17 protein-coding genes are annotated in these 16,163 nt (G+C 50.0%); 16 read left to right on the top strand and 1 reads right to left on the bottom strand.

Features of this window, described 5'->3' with window-relative positions:
* The first annotated feature begins 571 nt into the window (after positions 1–571).
* From AAC007_RS08865 to AAC007_RS08805, 13 genes are all read left to right on the top strand, one after another.
* On the top strand, positions 572–892 hold the full coding sequence (locus AAC007_RS08865; RefSeq protein ID WP_339676064.1) for a cupin domain-containing protein: 321 nt from the start codon (positions 572–574) through the stop codon (positions 890–892).
* Between the two features lie 176 nt (positions 893–1,068).
* On the top strand, positions 1,069–3,261 hold the full coding sequence (locus AAC007_RS08860; RefSeq protein ID WP_339676063.1) for a TonB-dependent receptor: 2,193 nt from the start codon (positions 1,069–1,071) through the stop codon (positions 3,259–3,261).
* A 37-nt stretch (positions 3,262–3,298) separates the two neighbouring features.
* Positions 3,299–3,844, top strand: coding sequence for a hypothetical protein (locus AAC007_RS08855; protein ID WP_339676062.1), 546 nt, complete (start codon positions 3,299–3,301; stop codon positions 3,842–3,844).
* Between the two features lie 98 nt (positions 3,845–3,942).
* Positions 3,943–5,382 (top strand): PepSY-associated TM helix domain-containing protein, encoded by a 1,440-nt coding sequence (locus AAC007_RS08850; RefSeq protein ID WP_339676061.1) that lies wholly within the window; start codon positions 3,943–3,945, stop codon positions 5,380–5,382.
* Between the two features lie 550 nt (positions 5,383–5,932).
* Positions 5,933–6,403: a Na+/H+ antiporter subunit E gene (locus AAC007_RS08845; protein WP_295872744.1), complete on the top strand. Its 471-nt coding sequence runs from the start codon at positions 5,933–5,935 to the stop codon at positions 6,401–6,403.
* Entirely contained in the window at positions 6,400–6,681 is a 282-nt protein-coding gene (locus AAC007_RS08840) for a monovalent cation/H+ antiporter complex subunit F (RefSeq protein WP_295872747.1), read from the top strand. Before AAC007_RS08845 ends, AAC007_RS08840 begins: the two co-directional genes overlap by 4 nt.
* A complete protein-coding gene (mnhG, locus tag AAC007_RS08835; RefSeq protein WP_296436278.1) occupies positions 6,674–6,994 on the top strand; it encodes a monovalent cation/H(+) antiporter subunit G in 321 nt (106 codons plus the stop codon). Before AAC007_RS08840 ends, mnhG begins: the two co-directional genes overlap by 8 nt.
* Positions 6,995–7,033: 39 nt before the next feature.
* On the top strand, positions 7,034–8,020 hold the full coding sequence (locus AAC007_RS08830; RefSeq protein WP_295873097.1) for a DUF4040 domain-containing protein: 987 nt from the start codon (positions 7,034–7,036) through the stop codon (positions 8,018–8,020).
* Positions 8,017–8,373 (top strand): cation:proton antiporter subunit C, encoded by a 357-nt coding sequence (locus AAC007_RS08825; protein ID WP_295872750.1) that lies wholly within the window; start codon positions 8,017–8,019, stop codon positions 8,371–8,373. Before AAC007_RS08830 ends, AAC007_RS08825 begins: the two co-directional genes overlap by 4 nt.
* The gene (locus AAC007_RS08820; protein ID WP_295872752.1) at positions 8,367–9,842 is read left to right on the top strand and encodes a monovalent cation/H+ antiporter subunit D family protein; all 1,476 of its coding nucleotides are present in this window, start codon (positions 8,367–8,369) and stop codon (positions 9,840–9,842) included. The genes AAC007_RS08825 and AAC007_RS08820 overlap by 7 nt, the downstream gene beginning before the upstream one ends.
* Positions 9,842–11,317 carry a proton-conducting transporter membrane subunit gene (locus tag AAC007_RS08815; RefSeq protein ID WP_295872754.1) on the top strand — a complete coding sequence of 492 codons (1,476 nt, stop codon included), beginning with the start codon at positions 9,842–9,844 and terminating at the stop codon, positions 11,315–11,317. Before AAC007_RS08820 ends, AAC007_RS08815 begins: the two co-directional genes overlap by 1 nt.
* Positions 11,314–11,598, top strand: coding sequence for a hypothetical protein (locus AAC007_RS08810; protein ID WP_219044071.1), 285 nt, complete (start codon positions 11,314–11,316; stop codon positions 11,596–11,598). Before AAC007_RS08815 ends, AAC007_RS08810 begins: the two co-directional genes overlap by 4 nt.
* Complete coding sequence (locus tag AAC007_RS08805) at positions 11,585–13,279, top strand: Na(+)/H(+) antiporter subunit D (protein WP_295872758.1); 1,695 nt, start codon at positions 11,585–11,587, stop codon at positions 13,277–13,279. Before AAC007_RS08810 ends, AAC007_RS08805 begins: the two co-directional genes overlap by 14 nt.
* Before the next feature lie 91 nt (positions 13,280–13,370).
* On the opposite strand, the gene AAC007_RS08800 is transcribed toward AAC007_RS08805, so the two are convergent.
* Complete coding sequence (locus AAC007_RS08800; RefSeq protein ID WP_339676052.1) at positions 13,371–13,571, bottom strand: DUF2061 domain-containing protein; 201 nt, start codon at positions 13,569–13,571, stop codon at positions 13,371–13,373.
* Between the two features lie 369 nt (positions 13,572–13,940).
* Here AAC007_RS08800 and AAC007_RS08795 point away from each other — a divergent pair, with 369 nt between their 5' ends.
* From AAC007_RS08795 to AAC007_RS08785, 3 genes are read left to right on the top strand one after another with little or no spacing between them, the layout of a single operon-like run.
* Positions 13,941–15,254 carry an ammonium transporter gene (locus AAC007_RS08795; protein WP_339676051.1) on the top strand — a complete coding sequence of 438 codons (1,314 nt, stop codon included), beginning with the start codon at positions 13,941–13,943 and terminating at the stop codon, positions 15,252–15,254.
* A complete protein-coding gene (locus AAC007_RS08790; RefSeq protein WP_339676049.1) occupies positions 15,251–15,880 on the top strand; it encodes a hypothetical protein in 630 nt (209 codons plus the stop codon). The genes AAC007_RS08795 and AAC007_RS08790 overlap by 4 nt, the downstream gene beginning before the upstream one ends.
* Positions 15,881–15,935: 55 nt before the next feature.
* On the top strand, positions 15,936–16,151 hold the full coding sequence (locus AAC007_RS08785; protein WP_295872766.1) for a hypothetical protein: 216 nt from the start codon (positions 15,936–15,938) through the stop codon (positions 16,149–16,151).
* Positions 16,152–16,163 lie beyond the last annotated feature (12 nt).

Below are 16,163 nucleotides of genomic sequence, written 5' to 3'. Positions count from 1 at the left end.
TTACCTATCTGGTCGGGCTAATCTGTAACCTATGTGCTCGGTTTGTACCCGCTCATCTGGATCCCCGATCGAGGTCGGGGATGACGGAGTTTTGCGGGGGCGGGGATGACCGCGCCATTCGCTCTAGAAGGCCGGTGCACCTCATATGATCCGGCGGATTAGTAGCAAGTTGTACAGCGCCTTCCAAGCTATTAATTGTTAGTATGGGGTTGATGCTCATCAGCCCCTCTTTTCTATGTGCACACTCACACAGATCTCGGTGGCTCAAACCTTACTCTAGGAGCACAGCCTGATGACAAACCTACTGACTATCCTAGCGATTCTTTTTATCGCACTGATCGTGTTAGTACCCCTAATCGAGAAGTTCGCCCCCCGTCCCTCGCCTGAACAGCAGGCCAATATTAGACGCTGGATTTTACCTCTCGTCGGCCTATCCTTAGTTCTGGCGCTGTTTAAATCCTTTATGTCTTAAATTCCACCTTCTTCCCGAGTAGGCCTCATAACGAAAAAACATCAAATAACAACAGAATGTTTAGTGCTCGGCCCAGATCAATCCGCCACACCAGTGAGCGTGAGTACTTCGCTATACCAAGATTTAAACCTTCGTTTTAACGACTTCAAACAGCACAACCTAGTTGCTCTGCACCATTTTGACAGCGACTGGCAAAGCTGGGAGATTCACCCCCACGGCGAAGAAATGGTGATGCTGCTAGAAGGCGAAATCACCGTAGTGCTTAAAACGCCTTCCGGCGAGCAGAGCCAGAAGTTGAGCTCAGCCGGCGACTATGTCGTGATTCCGCGAAACACTTGGCACACTGCCCGCACCAACACATTGGCAAACGTCCTATTCATCACCCCCGGCGAAGGCACTCAGCACAAGGCCGGAGAATGATGGCGCTTTCGCTAAACTCCTGGTTACGGCCCTTAGATCTCGACTTAACTATCGGCCTGAGCTTTGTTATAACGCCTCTACTTGCATTTAATAATCACTCTCATTAGTATTCACACTTTCAAAAAAGCACGGCCTACTCCGCAGTTTTCGCAAAGCTCACTCCACAAGGTATATCCATGTCCGCACGTTTATCTGGCCACCGAATAACAAAATATGCACTTTCGGTATTGCTACTTTCAGCCGGAATTTCACCGCTGCCTAGCTACGCTCAAAGTGAGCAAAACGGCATTGAAAAAGCCGTAGAAGAAGTTTTGGTCAGTGCTGACGGATCTCAGGTTTTGCTATTGGAAGCCTACCCCGGTGGGCAGGTGGCACGCGGCGGTCGCGCTGGTATTTTGGGCAACCTGGATATGATGGACGCGCCCTTCACCAGCAGCAATTTCACCAATGCCTTAATCAGAGATCAACAGGCAAGCAGCGTTGCCGACGTATTGCAAAACGACCCCGTTGTGCGGGTTGCCAAGGGCTTCGGCAATTTTCAGGAAGTGTATATTATCCGCGGTTTTCCGGTTTATTCTGACGATATGACCTACAACGGATTATACGGAATTTTACCCCGTCAGTTTGTGGCAGCGGAATTATTAGAGCGCGTTGAGGTGTTTCGCGGCGCGAATACGTTTCTGAATGGCGCCAGCCCCGGTGGCAGTGGTGTCGGCGGTTTGGTGAATTTAGTCCCTAAACGCGCTCAGGAAGAAGACCTTAATCTGCTTACCACTGGCTTCACTGTGGGCGGTGAGGCATATCTTGCCGCTGACATTGCTCGCCGTTTTGGTGAGAGCCAAGAAAACGGTCTGCGATTAAATATCGTAAAACGCGACGGCGAATCTGGCATCAAAGACCAAGATCGGGATTTAAGCGTTTTCGCTGTGGGCTTTGACCACGAAGGTGAACGTCTGCGTGTGTCTGCAGATATGGGTTACCAGGATCATCGTATCGATTCACCGCGGCCGAGCGTCACTCCGCTAGGCGATATTCCTAAAGCCCCTGAGTCAGATACTAATTTTGCCCAGCCTTGGACCTATACCGACGAGAAGCAGTTGTTTGCTGTTGCGCGTGCGGAGTACTCACTCAGCGCCAGTACCGAATTGTGGGCCGCCCTGGGGACTCGGCAAGGTGAGGAAGACAATATCCTCAGCAACCCCGACGCGGTTGACGATAGCGGCCTCACAAGCGCCTACCGCTTCGACAATACTCGCGAAGACAGTATTTACTCCACCGAAATAGGCATGCGCACGGAATTTAATACTGGCGATATCGGCCACCGTCTCATTTTGTCGGCTTCGGCATATACCCTCGAATCAAAAAACGCCTATGCATTTTCTAATTTTGCCGGCTTTGCGGGCAGTATTTATACCCCCACTGCGGTCTCGCCACCCGTTGCCGACGCCTTTGTAGGCGGAGACCTAAATAGCCCCAAAGTCACACAAGAAACCGACACATCCAGTATCGCTATCGCCGATATGATGTCGTTTATGGCTGACCGCTTATTAATCACGGTTGGTGCGCGCTATCAAAAAATTGAAAACAGCAACTACAATTACAATACTGGCGCCTTAAACCCGGACGGTAAGTACAGTGAAAACGCCATCACACCCGTGCTTGGTATTGTCTACAAAGCGTCAGAATCTCTGTCCCTATACGGCAATTACAGCGAAGCGCTACTACCTGGCGAAATTGCCCCCGCCACTGCCCTCAACAACCCCGGTGAAGCTCTAGCCCCCTACCGGTCAAGGCAGATCGAAACCGGGCTGAAGTATGATGGCGGCGACATCGGCGGCAGCGTGAGTATTTTTAGCGTAGAAAAGCCCAGTGGCATCACCCAGAACAACACCTTTTCTGACAATGGCGAACAGCGCAATCAAGGACTTGAACTCACCGTCTTCGGTCAAGCCGCCGAGAACCTCCGTTTACTCGGCGGTTTAACGGTAATCGACAGCGAACAGGTTAATACCGCAACCGGCGCAAGCAATGGCAAAGAAGTCGTTGGGGTGCCTAAACTGCAAAGCAATCTCAACGTCGAATGGGATGTTCCCAACGCAACTGGCCTTACTTTAGACGCCCGCGCGGTATACACATCGAAGCAATATACTGATGCGGCGAATTCCAAAGAAATTAGCAGCTGGACTCGCCTGGATGCCGGTGCGCGCTTCAATACCACCGTGGCAGGCAAAGAGGTGACATTGCGCGGGCGAGTAGAAAACCTGACTAATCGCAATTACTGGGCTTCCGTTGGGGGCTTCCCCGGCTCTAATTATTTGGTCCTAGGCTCACCGCGCAACCTGGTTTTCTCGGCATCGGTGGCTTTTTAAACGCCGCCTTTGACACATTATTTTTGGATTAGCTGACATGACTTATGGACTCATTGGTGTTGTTGCTGCCGCTGCCAGCATCATCTGTCTTTACCTTTCCTGGCAAAAACGCTTCCCTCTTCAGCGCTGGCTCATGCCTGCGGGCTGGCTGGTTGCCATAGTATCTGGGCTATTTTTTATTATCAGCAGTGGCGCCGAGTTCGGTGTTGCCTATGTTTTTATGATCGTGCCGCTAATGGCGTGGTTTGCGGTACTTTATAATTTAGAAATTAAACGCAAACATATACGCAGCAATGAAACCGTCAACTTTGTGGTGCCCGCAACCCGCACAATTTTACGGCATATTGCACTATTTTTTATTGTTGCTCCCCTCGCAGGCACCGCATCTGCCTATGTGAGCGTTGCCTTGGCGCTACTACTGCCGTGGTCCACGGTCAATGCGGTAGTGCTGATTGTGCTGATTGCGCCGCTGATATGGGGGCTGGCCTCCTGGTGGGCCTGTGCAGATCCGAACCGCTATCGCCCAGCGCTGTGGATTAGCGCCGCTGGCCTGATTAGCGCGGCTGTTGTTTACAGCCAATAAAACTTTTACACGTAAATTAAAAACACTGCATTACCTTCTAGTGCGCGACGCGATTGTGATGTCGCTGCGAAAATAAATTTTAAAAACTGAGCACGCTCATGAAACAACTCCTCTCCCCCGCACTGGTCAAAAATTCGCTTTCCAGCCATTCGTGGCTTGGTTTACTCGTCGGTATCATGATGTATTTAGTCTGCCTATCCGGCACTTTAGCGGTGTTTTATCAGGAGTTTGAGCGCTGGGAACAACCGACTGTAGAAGAGTTTAGAACGCTGCCCAGCGAAGAGCTACAAAACGCCTACCGTACTGTGTTAGCGCAAAGCGGCGAAACTCATCACATGTATGTCTCGCTACCATCAGCCACCATGCCAAGGGCTTCCATTTCCAGTGATGACGGTGGCTGGTTTTTGAACAGTGATGGCTCTCTAGGAGAAAAGGTGAGCCACGAGTGGACTCACCTTTTAACAGAGCTACACATATTCCTACACTTGCCAGAAAATTTCGGTGTCATTGTTGTTAGTATTCTCGGCGCAATGCTCTGCGGCCTTATTATTTCAGGGTTTTTGGCTCACCCGCGACTCTTCCGCGACGCGTTCACGCTGCGTTTAAAAGGCTCCAAGCACCTTGAGCAAGCAGATATCCACAATCGCCTGAGCGTATGGGGTAGCCCATTTTATTTAATGATCGCCATTACCGGCGCCTATTTCGGCCTTGCTCTGCTGTTAAGCCTTGTTGTTGCGCCCGCTTTTTTTGACGGTAAAACCGATGACATCATCCCCGCCGTATTTGGTGCAGAGCCGACGTTAGATCAAGCCCCGCACACCGCCGAAGTCGCTAAGGCGCTTGCCCAAATGCCCACTATTGCACCAGAGGCCACCCCGTTTTATATCACCGTGGAGGACGTCGGTAGCGCCGAGCAATATATTATCGTCGGCGCTCAACATCACGACCGCCTCATTTATGCAGAGCAATATCAATTCGATGGCATGGGTAACTATCTCAATAAAATCGGATTCTCCGACGGTGAAGCTGGGCGACAAGCTATTTTCTCTGTCTATCGTCTGCATTTTGGTCACTACGGCGGGTTTTTCGTCAAAGTCCTTTACGGCATATTTGGCCTTGCCCTGACGGTAGTGTCAGTTAGTGGGATTAACATCTGGTTCGCTAGACGCAAAAGTCGAGACGCGCTGAATAATTTATGGCTGGGCTTCGTATGGGGTGCCCCCCTGGCGTTAAGCGCCACTGCCATTAGCCAACTGGTATTCCACTTTCACTCTATTGCCTTGTTTTGGTTTTGCCTGCTTGCCTGCTCATCCCTTGCGCAAGTCATTAACAAAGAGCTGCTGGCAAAAGCATTGTTATTAAAGCTCAATGCCGCCGCCTTGATTGGGCTCGTTATTGCCTACGGGGTCCAATTCAATAGTCATGCCCTCCAGCTTATTCCGTTAGCAGTTAATATAAGTCTTGTCGCTATCGCCATCATTTTCTTGCGTATGGCGCCGAGTAAAGCTGCACTCGAAGCCGCTCGAAGTGCCCATTAAATAGGGGCGACTTCCCACCACCCCAGCGATGTATTCCTCGTCAGTCTGTCGTTAACACCGGCAGCTTTTATGTCCCAGCTGTAATGTGTTAGATTAGCGGGGATGAGTGAAACGCATGTTAAAGCAGAGACGAAACAGCCCTATTTCACTACACTTCCAATAACAACTTTCTCACTTTAGATGCGAAAGCGATGGTAGTGAAAACAGATGAATGAAGAAGCCCAGCGCGGGTTTGTAGTCGATACTATACGCTTGCTCTTGTTGTCTGCTGCGGATAAGTTAGCGCGTCCTCCGCTCTTGCAGTCGAAACGCTAAATAGCAAAGAACTACAATATAGTTGTATCGAATATATTAGCGCTGCCGAAAGTAAAGACAGCATAATGTGCAATGCTTATCTACAAGGTGTAGAAGAGCTAGCCGAGAAAATAAGATGAAGCGAGTATTGAGAACTCACTAACCCTGCTAACAGCATTTTTCCCTGATACAATCTGTGCGGGCAATTTTAGCGGTATACTCACAATTGACGACTCGGAAGCTAGCTGAGAAACATATGAAGCACACTTTAAGTATTTCCGCCCTTTTAGCCACAATTTGGCTAGCCAATTCAGGGCACTATACTGGCCTGCTCCTTTCGTTTGGCGCGGTTTCAGTTGCACTGGTTGTATGGATTTGTCACCGGATGGACGTAGTTGATCACGAATCCCAACCCATCCACCTAACACGTCATCTTCCCCGATATTATGCTTGGTTAGCGGTGCAAATCGTCGCGAGCAACATTGATGTCGTCAAACGAGTTTGGTCAGGTAACAGCGCTATTAGCCCTGGAATGCGGCGCTTTACGGTCAACCAGAAAACCGATATCGGTCGGGTAATCTATGCCAACTCTATTAACCTCACCCCCGGCACCATCGCGGTAACCCTTTCAGACAACGAGGTACTCGTACATGGCCTCACTCAAACCAATCTCGATGATCTCGACACAGGTGAAATGAGCCGTCGCGTGGAAAAATTGGAACAATGATGCTCGCTGTTACTACCGTTACATTACTGATTGTCATGGCCATGGCTTTGGTCAGGGGCTTTGCTGGCCCCACCATATTTGACCGCGTATTAGCTGCCAATTTATTTGGAACCAAGACCGTACTGCTTATTGCCGTACTCGGTTTCTTATTTGGTAGACCGGAGTTTTTAGATATAGCACTTATCTACGCACTAATGAATTTTATCGGTGTGATCGCACTTCTTAGATATTTTGAGCACTCCCAGAAAGCAGGGAAAGGGAGTTCAGCCAATGACTGATTTACTGGAAGTCATTAGCGGCATCCTATTGCTCATTGGCAGTGGCTTGATGTTCACTGGCGCACTTGGGGTATTGCGATTTCCCGACACTTACAGTCGCATGCACGCTGCGGGCGTAACAGAAACACTTGCCACCACCTCATTACTAATGGGACTAATGCTGCTGGCCGGCTGGAGTCTGGTTCTTCTCAAATTGATCATGATTCTGTTGTTCATATTATTCACCAGCCCAACGGCCAGCCATGCATTGGCAAAAGCCGTTTGGCGCGACCAGCAACACAAATCACATGGGGAGCAACCCCATGACAGCTAAGCGCGAGCGCAGAAAAAATACTGCGCGGAGGATGACCCCATAGAATTCTTTATCAATATCAGCCTGCTTAGTCTGCTGTTAGTTACGACATTAGGAATTATTCTGAGTCGCGATCTACTTGCGGTAATTATGCTCAGCGGCATTTATGGCTTTTTATCCGCGAGCTTTTTCGTTTTGATGGACGCTGTTGACGTCGCATTTACTGAGGCAGCGGTGGGTTCCGGAATTTCACCGCTGCTCATGCTACTTACGGTGGCCCTGGTAGGGCGCAATGAAAAGCATGAGTCCGGCAAAAGTATTCCCGCCTTGGTGCTGGTTACAATTACCGGTGCGCTTCTTATCATCGGCACACTTAGTATGCCCGAGTTTGGCTCTGCCACTGCACCGGCTCAAACCCATGTAGGGCCGCACTATATCGAGAAATCCGGAAGCGAAATCGGTATTCCAAACATTGTTACCTCGGTGCTAGCTAGCTATCGAGGTTTCGATACTTTCGGCGAAGTGGCGGTAGTTTTCACCGCAGGCATCGGTGTGCTGTCACTGCTCATGTTGAAGTCCAGCACGGTCCAAAAACCCGTAGTTACCAGCGCGCACAAACACAAAGTTCTGCGTATCGTCAGTAAAATTTTAATCCCCCCTATCCTCTTATTTGCACTATACGTGCAGTTCCACGGGGACTACGGACCAGGTGGCGGATTCCAAGCTGGGGTTATTTTTGCCGCCGCGATTATTTTGTACACTATGTTTTTCGGTGTCGATATTGCACAGCAGGTGGTCAGTTTTGCCGTGCTCCGTGTATTAGCAGCCTTCGGTGTGTTGCTGTACGGATCGGTAGGCTTGGTATCAATGCTCAACGGTGGCGACTTCCTCGACTACTCTGCATTAGCCGAGAACCCGATTACAGGTCAACACATCGGCATCATTGTCATTGAGCTAGGCGTGGGAATTACCGTTGCCGCTATCATGGTAATGATCTTTTACTGCTTCGCTAGCCAAGTGAACGACACGGGGGAGGCAGATCAATGACACAGTTATTTACCCATTACAATTATTGGATTGTAGTGGTCTTAATGATGGCCGGCTTTTTCATCGTGATAGCCCAGGGTAATCTGGTCAAGAAACTGGTCGGACTCAACATTTTTCAGACCTCGGTTTTTATTCTCTATATCAGCTCGGGAAAAATTACTGGTGGCACGGCCCCTATCCTGCAAGAAGGGATTACGGTCTACTCCAACCCCCTGCCCCACGTGCTGATTCTCACCGCGATTGTTGTCGGTATTGCCACCACCGCACTGGGACTAGCGCTAGTCATAAGAATCAAGAAGGCCTACGGCACTATTGAAGAGTCCGAAATTCAGCAGCGAGACCATACGTGTTAAGCCATTTACCTATTCTGCAAGTTATTCTGCCGCTGCTAGGGGCGCCTGCCTGCCTTATTTTAGGTCGAGGTAAACTGGCATGGCTATTCGCCCTGCTAGTCAGCACCCTTAGCTTTTGTATCGCCGCCACGCTGCTGTATACGGTTTACCACCACGGTGTAATTAGTTATGCCTTGGGTGGTTGGCAAGCACCCTGGGGTATTGAGTACCGAATTGATCTTCTCAATGCGTGGTTGCTAGTGATCGTTTCTGGCAGCAGTACAATTTCTCTACTAGCAGCACAGAGCAGCATTAGTAGCGAAATTGCACTAGACAAACAGGGCTTATTTTATGTGGCGTGGCTGCTGTGCCTCGCGGGCTTGCTGGGTATTTTAGCGACCGGTGATGCATTCAACGTCTTTGTCTTTTTAGAAATTTCATCGCTGTCTACCTACACCCTAATATCCTTAGGACCCAATAGACAAAGCCTGTGGGCCGCGTTTCGCTACCTGATCATGGGCACCATTGGCGCGACCTTTATCCTCATCGGCATCGGTTTCATGTATATCATGACCGGCACGCTCAATATGGCCGATCTTGCGGAACGCCTGCCATCGGCGAGTGAGTCGCCTACCGTATTTGCCGCTTACGCATTTATTTTGGTTGGTATTAGCTTAAAGCTCGCCCTATTCCCACTGCATCTGTGGCTGCCTAACGCTTACAGTCAAGCGCCATCGATTGTCACTACGTTTCTCGCCGCCAGCGCCACCAAGGTAGCCCTTTATCTTTTAATACGCTTCACCTACACCATATTCCCGAGCGAGTTTAGCCAGTTCATTATTCCGCTAGCAGATATCTTCGTCGCTCTAGGCATCGTGGCCGTATTCAGCGCGTCGATTGCTGCGATATATCAAGAGGAGATAAAGCGCGCGATCGCCTATTCCAGTATCGCCCAAATTGGCTATATGGTCATCGGTTTGGGGATCGGCGGTGTGCTGGGGCTGCAGGCGACCTTGATTCATGTTTTCAACCACGCGTTGATGAAAGCCACATTATTTATGGCCCTGGCTGGGATTGCGGTTCGCATTGGCGCCACGACCCTTACCTCGATGCAGGGACTGGGGAGAAAAATGCCCTGGACCAGCTTTGGCTTTGTTGCCGGCGGTCTCAGCTTAATTGGTGTTCCCCTTACCGCTGGTTTTATCAGCAAATGGTATTTGGTATCTGCCGCTGCACTGGCTGGTCGCTGGCCATTAGTGTTTTTGATTCTATTGGGTTCACTGCTCGCCATCATCTATATATGGCGAGTGGTAGAAGCGCTCTACTTCAAGCCAGCAGCAGATAACTCGCCAGTAAAAGAAGCGCCACTCACTATGCTTATTGCGCTATGGCTGCTAATTCTAGGCAATGTCTATTTTGGTATCGACACCCGCTTACCGGTATCGATCAGCTATGACGCAGCCACAGCATTGGTAGAGGGGCGTCCATAATGGATACAACAGCCATGCTAATTGACGTCGCCATTCTCACGCCCATTATTGCGGTAGTAGGAATACTGGCGTTCAGCAAGAAACCAAATCTGCGCGAAGCCATATCCCTTATCGCCGGCGTGACTCTCTTAGCGATCAATTTGAAACTGTACTCCAGTTTTAATCACGGTGAAGTGCTCTCACGCCAGTGGCTAGAAATACTGCCCGGTCTAAATTTAAGTTTCAGAGTCGATGCCCTAGGGCTCCTGTTTGGGCTAGTCGCCAGTCTGCTATGGCCAGTAACCACCTTGTACGCGATTGGTTATATGCGCGGCCACAACGAAGACCACCAAACACGTTTCTACGCGTGTTTTGCTATTGCCATCGCAGCGGTAATGGCCATTGCCTACGCAGAAAACTTATTCACGCTGTTCATTTTTTATGAAGTACTTTCGCTGTGCACCTACCCTCTGGTAACACATGCAGGTACCGAAAAAGCCAAAAAAGGCGGCAGGGTTTACCTGGGCATATTAATGGGTACATCTATCGCCTTTTTTCTCCCTGCTATTATCATCACGTGGCTGGTGGCAGGCACTCTAGACTTTCAACAAGGCGGCATTTTCCCCGAGCAAACTCCAATCGCGTTGCTGTCACTATTACTAGTCCTATTTGTTTTTGGTGTCGCCAAGGCAGCGGTCATGCCTTTTCACCGCTGGCTTCCGGCGGCAATGGTGGCTCCTACTCCGGTTAGCGCCCTGCTCCACGCCGTTGCGGTGGTCAAGGCTGGCGTATTCAGCCTAATCAAGATTTTGGTCTTTATCTTCGGCCTGGATACACTCCAACAAATACCGGTAAGCGATTATCTTCTCTACCTAGCTGGTGCCGGTGTCGTGCTGGCTTCGCTAATAGCGATGCGTCAAGACAACCTGAAAGCCCGACTCGCCTATTCAACCATTAGCCAACTAGGTTATATCACCGTGGGGGTCTTACTGGCGGTTGAGAGCGGCGTAATGGGCAGCGCAATGCATATTGCTACCCATGCCCTGGGGAAAATCACCCTGTTCTTCTGCGCTGGCGCCATACTGGTGGCTAGTCACAAAAGCGAAATCAGCTCGATGGTTGGACTGGGGCGAAGTATGCCAATCACCATGACCGCTTTTTTCATCGCCTCTCTCAGCATTATCGGTCTGCCACCAACCGCCGGAACGTGGAGCAAGTGGTGGTTACTGACAGCTACCTTAGAGACCGATCATTTAATTCTAATGGGGGTGCTGATACTCAGCTCGCTACTCAATATCGCCTATTTACTGCCAATTCCTTTGCGCGCTTTCTTTCCAGGGAAGCAGGCAGTTTCAGGCCCCGTCGCTATTCATGAGGCGCCACCTGCCGCGCTCATCGCGCTATGCTCTACGGCATTGGCGTGCGTATTGTTATTTTTCTTTCCCAACCCGCTATTTGAGCTGGTATCACAGATTTTTAGCGAGGGAACGCCATGAGCCAGTCCCAAGATTTTTTTGATCGCCCAGCAACACTGCGCCTTATTCTCAACAGTCTTTACGTCATTTGCGCGCTGTTAGTTGGCTTGGATTTTGTGATCCATCGACACACCGAACACCCTTGGGAGGGCCTGTATGGCTTTTATCCTATTTACGGATTTATCGGCTGCGTGATTTTAGTACTGGTTGCTAAGTGGATGCGCAAAGGTTTAATGCGCGAGGAAGACTACTACCAACAAACTCGCGAATCTAAGACGGAGAATACCCATGGTGGGGATTGAACTGCCGCCGTTCCTGCTCTTTTATCTAGGAGCAGTCATTGCCCTACTCGGCGGCGCCACTTGGCGCGGCCCAGCAATGATCGTGGTCATTATATTAAGCGCGCTAAACCTGTGGCAGCTACCGGCATTTTACGGCCTCGAAACCCAGTTAATGGGAATGGAACTAAAGCCAATCCACATTGACCGACTGAGCCTATTGTTCGGCTATTTATTCCATATTGCCGCGTTCATCAGCGTAATCTACTCCCTCCACGTCAAGGATAAGATGCAGCAAGTCGCAGCCATGCTTTATGCTGGTAGTGCCTTGGGCGCCGTCTTTGCCGGTGATTTACTGACCTTGTTTGTATTTTGGGAAATGCTGGCAGTCACCTCAGTCTTTTTAATCTGGGCTGGGCGCAGCGACAAAGCCTACAGCGCGGGGATGCGTTATCTGATCGCCCAAGTGATATCAGGAATGCTGCTGTTAGTGGGCGTCATTTTGTATTACCAACATCAGGGCACCCTGATGTTTAGCAAAATCGGTCTAGACTCGGTCGCAAGCTGGTTCATTTTTATCGCATTTGGCATTAAGTGCGCATTTCCATTTTTCCATAACTGGCTGACCGACGCCTATCCCGAAGCAACACCTACTGGCACGGTCTTCTTGAGTGCTTTCACCACCAAAGTTGCCGTATACGCCATGGCCCGGGGCTTCCCTGGCACTGAGATGTTGGTGTATATCGGCGCGACGATGGCGTGCTTCCCCATCTTCTTTGCGGTAATTGAAAATGACCTGCGCCGGGTTCTCGCCTACAGCTTGATCAACCAGATTGGTTTTATGATGGTGGGGATTGGTATCGGCACTGAGCTGGGCATCAATGGTGCCGTCGCTCACGCCTTTAATGATGTTATTTTTAAAGGCCTATTGTTTATGTCGATGGGTGCGGTGCTCTATCGTACCGGCCGAATTAACGGCTCCGAACTTGGTGGGCTATATAAATCCATGCCCAAGACCGCCGTACTTTGTATTATCGGCGCGGCTTCGATATCAGCCTTCCCCCTATTCAGTGGCTTTGTCAGCAAGTCGATGATTATGTCGGCGGCACTCAAGGACAACTTTGACGTGGTCTGGCTGCTATTGTTATTTGCCTCGGCAGGGGTATTCCATCACGCGGGCATCAAAATTCCTTATTTCGCTTTTTTCGCCCACGACTCGGGTATTCGCTGCAAAGAAGCGCCGTGGAATATGCTACTGGCAATGTCTATAGCAGCCGCTCTATGTCTAACAATTGGTATATTCCCACAGTTGCTCTACCAACATCTGCCCTTCGCCACTGACTACAGCGCCTATGATGTGAGTCATATTCTCACCCAAACACAGCTGCTATTTTTCTCAGCATTGGCTTTTGTATGGCTAAACTTGAAAGGTATGTACCCACCGGAACTGCCCTCGACCAATCTCGATGTCGATTGGCTGTACCGACGACCACTCCCTCGGCTGTTAAATGCCTGCGGAAGAGGCTGCCTCTACATTGATCAGACTGCGCGCAACAGCATTCTCAAACTCGGTCACGCATTTGAAGATCGTTTAGCCAATCTTCACAGCAGCGGTGGTATTTTCTCTCGCACCATCTCGATCAGTAGCATGGTTGCGTGGGTGGTGACCTTGCTTGCGGTATTATTGGTCTTCCGGTTTATCTGAGCCAGCTCATAACAAATAACAATGTCACTCAGGGGTTATGACCCATATATCTAGGACGTGCACCATCATATGGTGCACGCCTATTTACGCCTCAATGTACAAGACCAGTTAACAACGGTACTCCTTCATCAATGCGCTTCCACGCCTTCTCGTGAAAGTAAAACACCACGGTGTTCACCGCCGGCTCTATTAGCGCCAACATGCCACCAACCACGGCACTACCAGTCAGCATGTAGGCTACCGAAAAAGCCACGCTGAAATGCATCATGGCGAAACTGATGGTCTTTTTCATAATGGCCTCCTCGGTCATTGTTAAGGTACAGAGTCTGGCCTCCGGCAACATCACCCCGCCAGCCCACAAGTCAAATAATAATGATTATCGATAAATTAATATAATTAATAATTTATTCGATATAGATACACTTAAACTATCGATATAGACCAAATTACCCCTCAAGATGCGCACCACAAAAGAACATGAATTCGTGCAACGAACCAAACAAGTGCTCATTATCTTTCAGCTGTGCCACAAGCCGCCAAAACCACGCTACGCCGCCTAAACCCTAACGCCCTTTCGTTCTACTTTTGGCACAGCAGTTGCACACAAGATTTCAGGGGCGCGCCGATTCAGTGCGCAACCACCAGATGACTAAGGGCTCTAATGAAAAAAGCGAAAATCACCCTAACGCTCTCAACATTACTCTTTTCCTCATTAGCCTTTGCCGACGATATTGCAGATTTAACAGGCGCCACCAATATGGTGTGGCTGGTGACAGCAAGTGCCTTGGTATTCCTCATGCAAGCAGGCTTTGCCTTACTGGAATCCGGCATGTCGCGGAGTAAAAACTCACTCAATGTCGTTATGAAAAACTATATGGATGTGTGTATCGGCACCCTAATATTTTGGGCGCTAGGCTATGGCTTAATGTTCGGAAATAACCCTAGCGGCTTTATGGGTACCGATCTATTTTTAATAAACGACAGCGATCCAACAAGCTACGGTGTACTGCTATTTCAAACGATGTTCGCAGCGACAGCAGTCACTATTGCCAGTGGTGCCATGGCCGAACGAACGCGCTTTGATGCTTATTTAGTGGGCGCAGTCGTTATTACTGCCATCATCTACCCCATCTTTGGGAGCTGGGTATGGAACGCCGACGGCTGGCTAGCCAAAATGGGCTTCATTGATTTTGCCGGCTCAACCGTCGTGCACTCGGTGGGCGCGTGGTGTGCTCTTGCAGGTGTGATTATTCTTGGCCCGCGACTGGGACGATTCGACAAGAGTGGCAAGCCCCGTGAATTGCGTGGCCACAACCTTACTCTGGTGGCTTTGGGCGGTTTTATTTTATGGTTTGGCTGGTTCGGTTTTAACGGCGGCTCCACCCTAAGCGCGTCGGCTGATATCGGCCTAATCAATCTAAATACTCAATTAGCTGCCGCAGCAGGTGCAAGTGCCAGCATGCTTCTGGCGGTTGCACTGCGCAAGCCGATATTACTCACCGAGACCGTCAATGGCAGTCTTGCGGGTTTAGTTGCCATTACTGCCGGCTGCGCATCAATGTTGCCTGCCTACGCTGTGCTCACAGGGGCAATCGGCGGTGTTGTCTGCGTACTAGGCGGACAGTTGATGCTAAAAATGCACCTTGATGACGTCGTCGGTGCAGTCTCCGTGCACGGCTTTGCCGGCGCATGGGGGACTTTAGCCGCTGGAATCTTTTACGCCGACAGTATGTTTGATGCCAAGATTATTACCGTTCAACTGATTGGCATTGCAGCTTGCTTCGTTTGGACCTTCTGCTGCGCCATCATTATGTATTTTGCTATCGATATACTGATGGGGTTACGAGCCCCTGCCCAGCATGAACAACGCGGCTTAGACCTGAGTGAACACGCTGAGATCGGCTACCCGGAATTCAATACTGGCAGCATCGCCTATACCGCTGACCGCGCCGCCAATATGGATCTGCAGCGATGAGTAAGCGCAGCGTCAGTGATCGTCGACGCGCTATTTACACCGGTTTGCAAAATTTCATGGATGAAGCCTCGGTGCTGAAAGCGGTAGCCCACTGGGAAAATCGTTATATCGACCAGCCGAGCTTGGCCTTGCAACGATTTGTTGCCGACATTTGCCAAACGCCAGAGCTAAAAGAACAGCGCTCCTCCATACTACGGAGCTTGATTCAGGCAACGGGACAGGACAGCAACAAACTGCTGGCAGACCCACGCGGCGATGACACCGAAGACCAAGTCGAAAATCCCGTCTCAGCCAGCCAAACCTTTGCCGAATTAATGTTGGCAATGATGGGCCAGCTCGACGATCAGTTACAGCATAAACTACGGATTGAATTGTTCGCAGCACTGCGCCAACGGCAATTACCGCACGCCACGCTTGAAGCACTTCAGCGCTGGCTGGGTAATCGGCAAGCACTAATACTTGGCAACGCGCCGCCTGCACTACTGCAAAAACTGTTAAATCAATATTACGTGCTACTCTGCGAGAATATTGGCCCCGTACGTGCGGATAAAATCTTGGCTAGCGGCGTCGCCCAGGTACAGCGCGAACATCCTAAACTTGATATATTCTTAGACGAACTGTTGTAAACCCGCCGCATTGTTGCGTTGGTCCAAGCAACAACATAGCAATGCGGAGAACACCATGCCCCCCACCCTCTTAATCGTATTCGTAACTGCGGCCACTATTACGCTTTTCGGTTGTTCGAAACAGACCGATGAACCAGCAACAACAAAACAAGAACAGACCGTGCTCACGTCTTCTCAGAAAAATACCCTAGACCAGGCGAAACTCATGGAAAAAACACTCCAAAACGACATGGAAATGCGCGAACAAAAAATGCGTGACGAAGGCATTTAGAGAACAAACAAT

It is taken from the genome of uncultured Zhongshania sp. (assembly GCF_963975605.1).
Classification (GTDB): domain Bacteria; phylum Pseudomonadota; class Gammaproteobacteria; order Pseudomonadales; family Spongiibacteraceae; genus Spongiibacter; species Spongiibacter aquimaris.
This window is presented reverse-complemented; position numbering and strand designations above follow the sequence as displayed.

Coding starts and splice junctions, on each gene's coding strand:
- AAC007_RS08800 (WP_339676052.1), bottom strand. CDS start 13,571: ATGAAAAAGACCATCAGTTTCGCCATGATGCATTTCAGCGTGGCTTTT.
- AAC007_RS08785 (WP_295872766.1), top strand. CDS start 15,936: ATGCCCCCCACCCTCTTAATCGTATTCGTAACTGCGGCCACTATTACG.
- AAC007_RS08805 (WP_295872758.1), top strand. CDS start 11,585: ATGGTGGGGATTGAACTGCCGCCGTTCCTGCTCTTTTATCTAGGAGCA.
- AAC007_RS08840 (WP_295872747.1), top strand. CDS start 6,400: ATGATGCTCGCTGTTACTACCGTTACATTACTGATTGTCATGGCCATG.
- AAC007_RS08795 (WP_339676051.1), top strand. CDS start 13,941: ATGAAAAAAGCGAAAATCACCCTAACGCTCTCAACATTACTCTTTTCC.
- AAC007_RS08810 (WP_219044071.1), top strand. CDS start 11,314: ATGAGCCAGTCCCAAGATTTTTTTGATCGCCCAGCAACACTGCGCCTT.
- AAC007_RS08790 (WP_339676049.1), top strand. CDS start 15,251: ATGAGTAAGCGCAGCGTCAGTGATCGTCGACGCGCTATTTACACCGGT.
- AAC007_RS08845 (WP_295872744.1), top strand. CDS start 5,933: ATGAAGCACACTTTAAGTATTTCCGCCCTTTTAGCCACAATTTGGCTA.
- AAC007_RS08855 (WP_339676062.1), top strand. CDS start 3,299: ATGACTTATGGACTCATTGGTGTTGTTGCTGCCGCTGCCAGCATCATC.
- AAC007_RS08815 (WP_295872754.1), top strand. CDS start 9,842: ATGGATACAACAGCCATGCTAATTGACGTCGCCATTCTCACGCCCATT.
- AAC007_RS08825 (WP_295872750.1), top strand. CDS start 8,017: ATGACACAGTTATTTACCCATTACAATTATTGGATTGTAGTGGTCTTA.
- AAC007_RS08860 (WP_339676063.1), top strand. CDS start 1,069: ATGTCCGCACGTTTATCTGGCCACCGAATAACAAAATATGCACTTTCG.
- AAC007_RS08850 (WP_339676061.1), top strand. CDS start 3,943: ATGAAACAACTCCTCTCCCCCGCACTGGTCAAAAATTCGCTTTCCAGC.
- mnhG (WP_296436278.1), top strand. CDS start 6,674: ATGACTGATTTACTGGAAGTCATTAGCGGCATCCTATTGCTCATTGGC.